At 74.9% G+C, this 4,669-nt stretch carries 3 protein-coding genes, 1 tRNA gene and 1 pseudogene; 4 read left to right on the forward strand and 1 reads right to left on the reverse strand.

What is annotated here, in order from left to right:
• Positions 1 to 348 (reverse strand): WhiB family transcriptional regulator (locus ABD994_RS30795; RefSeq protein WP_425550162.1); only part of this gene is annotated, 348 nt, incomplete at its 3' end.
• A 281-nt stretch (positions 349 to 629) separates the two neighbouring features.
• Between ABD994_RS30795 and ABD994_RS30800 the strand changes: the two genes are divergently transcribed.
• The 4 genes and pseudogenes from ABD994_RS30800 to ABD994_RS30815 form a co-directional block, all read left to right on the forward strand.
• A complete protein-coding gene (locus ABD994_RS30800; RefSeq protein WP_345425399.1) occupies positions 630 to 3,005 on the forward strand; it encodes a transglycosylase domain-containing protein in 2,376 nt (791 codons plus the stop codon).
• Positions 3,002 to 4,000 (forward strand): metallophosphoesterase, encoded by a 999-nt coding sequence (locus tag ABD994_RS30805; protein WP_345425402.1) that lies wholly within the window; start codon positions 3,002 to 3,004, stop codon positions 3,998 to 4,000. Before ABD994_RS30800 ends, ABD994_RS30805 begins: the two co-directional genes overlap by 4 nt.
• A gap of 23 nt (positions 4,001 to 4,023) precedes the next feature.
• Positions 4,024 to 4,097 (forward strand) — tRNA-Pro (locus tag ABD994_RS30810).
• A gap of 182 nt (positions 4,098 to 4,279) precedes the next feature.
• A pseudogene (locus tag ABD994_RS30815) lies at positions 4,280 to 4,669 on the forward strand (hypothetical protein); the annotation flags it as partial.

Below are 4,669 nucleotides of genomic sequence, written 5' to 3' on the forward strand. Positions count from 1 at the left end.
GGCCGGCTCGGCAGCCTCGCGGCGGGCGGCCGCGCGCCGGCGGTCCGACGGGACGTCCGGGTTGGCCGCGGGGCTCGCCGCGGCCGCACGACGGGCGGACTCGAGCAGCGCGGCCCAGGACACGACGTCCGGGCGGCGCTTGAGCACCGCGCGCCGCTCGCGCTCGGTCATGCCGCCCCAGACGCCGAAGCGGATGCGGTTGTCGAGCGCGTGGGCCAGGCACTCGGTGCGCACCGGGCAGGCCTTGCAGACCTCGCGCGCGTCGCGCTGCATCGCCCCCTGCACGAAGAGGGTCTCCGGATCCTCGTCGCGGCAGCGTGCGGAGTGCCGCCAGTCCGACGTGGGCATCGACTCAGCTGTCACGTCCCGTCCCCACCCTCTGTTCCCCGTGCGGGCCCCCGTCCGCGGACACACCTCCCCGCAGGTGTGCTCCACGGGTGCGCTCCGGATCCGTCCCCGGGCGCACCGGGCCCGTCATGGGGGTTCGACGCACTGTATGAGCGGACGGTTCCCCTCACAATCGAATCGGGGGGAATCGGAAGGATCCGTCACGATCCGTGCCCACCTGCGCCCGGCGCGCGGGTCCTCACCGACGGGGCCTTGACCCCCTCTCGCGTACCCTCGTCGCCGTGGCGAGGGGCGATCGGACCATCGGGACCAAGGTGCGTCCCATCACCAAGCTCCTGGCGATCTGCCTGGTCGCGGGCGTGATCGTGGCCGGGATGGCGTTCCCGTTCGCCGGCGGGCTGGGGCTGCTCTCCAACGACGCCAGCGACACCGTCAACGCCACGTCGTCGGACCTCGCCGCGGGCCAGCTCCCCGGCGTCACGACGGTGACCGACAACCAGGGCGCCCCGATCGCCTACCTCTACGAGCAGAACCGCACGCCGGTCTCGCTGCAGCAGATGTCGCCCGCCATGCGCGGCGCGATCGTCGCCATCGAGGACCGCCGGTTCTACGAGCACGACGGCGTCGACTGGACCGGCACGCTGCGCGCGCTGGTCACCAACCAGTCGGCCGGCTCCACCCAGCAGGGCGCGTCGACGCTGACCCAGCAGTACATCAAGAACTACCAGCTCTACGTCACCGCGCAGACCGAGTCCGAGCGGCTGCAGGCCACCGAGCCCACCTACGCCCGCAAGCTGCGCGAGGTCCGCGTCGCCCTGCAGCTCGAGCGCCAGCTCGCCGCGGGGCGGACCAAGCAGGAGGCCAAGGACGAGGTCCTCGAGCGCTACCTGAACATCGTCTTCCTGGGCAACAACTCCTACGGCGTGGCCGCCGCCGCCCGCACCTACTTCAACACCACGCCCGAGCGCCTGACGATCTCGCAGGCCGCCCTGCTCGCCGGCATGGTCCAGTCGACGACGCAGTTCGACCCCGTGCGCCACCCGCAGGCCGCCACCGGCCGCCGCAACGAGGTCATCAGCCAGATGCTCGGCCAGGGCATGATCAGCCAGCAGCAGGCGCAGCAGGCCGCGTCCGACCCGCTGGGGATCGTCCAGCCGCTCGCCACGCCGGCCAACGGCTGCACCGGCGCGGGCAACGCCGCGTTCTTCTGCAAGTACGTGGTCGACTACCTCGGCGAGGCCGGCATCTCGTCCGAGCAGCTCAACCGCGCCGGCTACACGATCCGCACGACGCTGGACCGCAACGCGATGAACGCGATGCAGCAGGCCCTGGTCGGCGAGGTCCCCGCCCAGCAGCGCAACGTCGCCGACGTCATGGCCACGGTCCAGCCCGGCCGCGACCGTCACCGCGTCGTCGCGATGGGCGCCAACCGCGTCTTCGGCGTGAACGGCGACGCGCTGCAGACCAGCTACGGGCTGCCGTGGGAGCCGGTGAACCTCGGCGCGGGCTCCACCTACAAGATCTTCACGGCGGCGGCCGCCCTGCAGGCCGGGCTGGGCATCAACTACCAGATGCCGATCCCGCCGGACGGCTACGCGTCGCCGATCTACCGCGACGGCGCGGGCAACCCGTTCCCCGTGCGCAACGCCGAGGAGGGGCTCGCCCCCGTCCTGAGCATGACCGACGCGCTCGCGCAGTCGCCGAACACCGGCTTCGTCAAGCTGATGGAGACCACCGGCGTGGCGCCCGTGGTCGACATGGCCGTGCGCCTCGGCATGCGCTCGCTCGCCGAGCCGGGTCCCGACGGCGTCTCCATCGCCGACACCGTCCGCGAGCAGAACCAGGGCTCGTTCACGCTCGGCGTCACGCCGACCAGCCCGCTCGAGCTCGCCAACGTCGGCGCGACGCTCGGCTCGAGCGGGATGTGGTGCCCGCCCTCGCCGATCGAGGGGATCACCGACGCCACCGGCGCGGCCGTGCCCGTCGCCGAGCAGCCCTGCGAGCAGGTGGTGGACCCCGCCCTCGCCGACACCCTGATGACCGGGCTGAGCAAGGACGACCAGCCCGGCGGCACCTCGGCGGCCGCGGCCGGCGCCAACGGCTGGAACCGCCCGATGTCGGGCAAGACCGGCACCACGCAGAACAACCGCTCCGCGGCGTTCGTGGGCTTCACCCAGCAGCTCTCGGGTGCGGTCATCACCTTCGACGACTCCTCGTCCCCGCGGACGCTGTGCGCCGGGGGCGGTGACAGCCCGCCCTTCCCGTGCAGTGACGGCAACCTCTTCGGCGGCACCACACCGGCGCGAACGTGGTACCGGGCGATGAACCCGGTCTTCGCCGGGCTGCCCGTCGCCCCGTTGCCCCCGACGAGCCCGCGCTACCTGCAGGGCGGCACCAACGAGCAGGTGCCCGAGGTCATCGGCGACCAGGCCGACGACGCCACGGCCGAGTTGCGCGACGCGGGCCTGCAGGTGCAGGTGGTCCAGGTCGGCAACCGGGCGCCCGCGGGCACCGTCGTCGGGCAGAACCCCCGCGGGTCGGTGCTGCCCGACCAGGTGATCACACTGCAGGTCTCCACCGGCACCGTGCCGTCCCCGCCGGGCGTGCCGACCGGACCGCCGCCGCTGGCCGGGGGCGTGCCGGGAGCGGGCGGATGAGCGGGACCGGACGCACGCTCGCGCGGACGGCCCTGCGGGCCGGCGCCGGGACGGTCGCGGCCGGCGCGCTCGGCCTCGGTTACGCCGTCGGCGTCGAGCGCCAGTGGTTCGCGCTGCGGCGCGCCCGGCTCGAGGTCCTCGACCCCGTGACCGCGGCCGGCCGCACGCTGCGGGTGCTGCACGTCTCGGACCTGCACCTGCGGCCCGGGCAGCGCCTCGAGCGCCGCTTCGTCGAGGGCCTCGCGGCGCTCGAGCCGGACCTCGTGGTCGACACCGGCGACAACCTGTCCCACACCCGCGCCGTACCCGAGGTGCTGCGCGCCCTCGGCGGCCTGCTCGACCGGCCCGGGGTCGTCGTCTGGGGCAGCAACGACTACCACGGCCCGCGCCCCAAGAACCCCTCGGACTACCTCTTCCGCCCGCAGCACCGCGTGCTCGGGCCGGAGCTGCCGTGGCGCGACCTGCGGGCCGCGTTCCTGGAGCGGGGCTGGGTCGACGCCACCCACACCCGCCACACCCTCGACGTCGGCGGCCTGCGGGTCGCCGTCGCCGGGGTCGACGACCCGCACATCGGGCGCGACGACCACGACCGCATCGCCGGCCCCGTCGACGAGCCGTGCGACCTGCGCCTCGGCCTGACCCACTCCCCCGAGCCGCGGGTGCTCGACGCCTTCGCCGCCGACGGGTACGACCTCGTGCTCGCCGGCCACACGCACGGGGGCCAGCTCCGCCTGCCCGGCTACGGCGCGATCGTCACCAACTGCGGGATCGACCGCTCCCGCGCCCGCGGGGCGTCGCGGTGGGGCGCCCACATGCGCCTGCACGTCTCGGCCGGCCTGGGCACCTCGCCCTACGCGCCGGCGCGGTTCGCGTGCCGTCCCGAGGCGACCCTGCTCGAGCTCGTGCCCCGGCCGCTGGCCGGCACGCCGGCGGCTCCCCGCGCCACCGGCGGTGAGGGGCGGCCCCCGTCCGCCCGCTCGGGGGCGGGCGGGTAGAGTCGTCACCGCGCGATCGCCTCCGGGGTGTGGCGCAGCTTGGTAGCGCGCCTCGTTCGGGACGAGGAGGCCGTGGGTTCGAATCCCGCCACCCCGACACCGCCGCTCGTGGGCCCCCATCCGCTGTCCGGATGGGGGCCTTCGTCGTTCCGGGTGAAGGAGTTCCTTCCACCGATCGAGAACCTGACGTAGCGGTCTCACTCTGGTAACGACACGATGTAGCCCGACGATGCCTCTGTCGGACCACCATGACGGGGCTCTCACACGATCGGGGACACGATGCGACACGGACGGGCACCGCTGCCGGCCGCGGGACGGCACGCTGCGGCGCCGCTCTCCGCGACCGACGGGGGCGACGCCGCGGCGCCGACGGGCGGGCGCCACGCCCGTCCGGGCACGGAGAGCGCGGTGGGCACGGTGGGCGCGCCGGACACCGCGGCTCCTGCCCGTGCCGAGCGTCCCGACCAGCCCGTGCGTGTCCTGCCCGACCTCCCCTCCGCCGACCCCGAGCCGTCCGGCGGCAGCCGCCGCGCCCGCACCCTCGCCGACCTGCTCGCCGCCGACTGGACGCCGTCGCCCCGCGAGCCGGGCTCCGGGCCCCTGGCCGTGCCGGCCGCCGCCACCCGGAGCGCCGTCGCCAGGCCGCACCGGGCGCCCGAGCCCCGCGCC

It is taken from the genome of Actinomycetospora chlora (assembly GCF_039542135.1).
GTDB classification, from domain to species: Bacteria; Actinomycetota; Actinomycetes; order Mycobacteriales; family Pseudonocardiaceae; genus Actinomycetospora; species Actinomycetospora chlora.

Excerpts from the sequence above, each read along its gene's own strand:
- ABD994_RS30805 (WP_345425402.1), top strand. The coding sequence starts at position 3,002 with ATGAGCGGGACCGGACGCACGCTCGCGCGGACGGCCCTGCGGGCCGGC.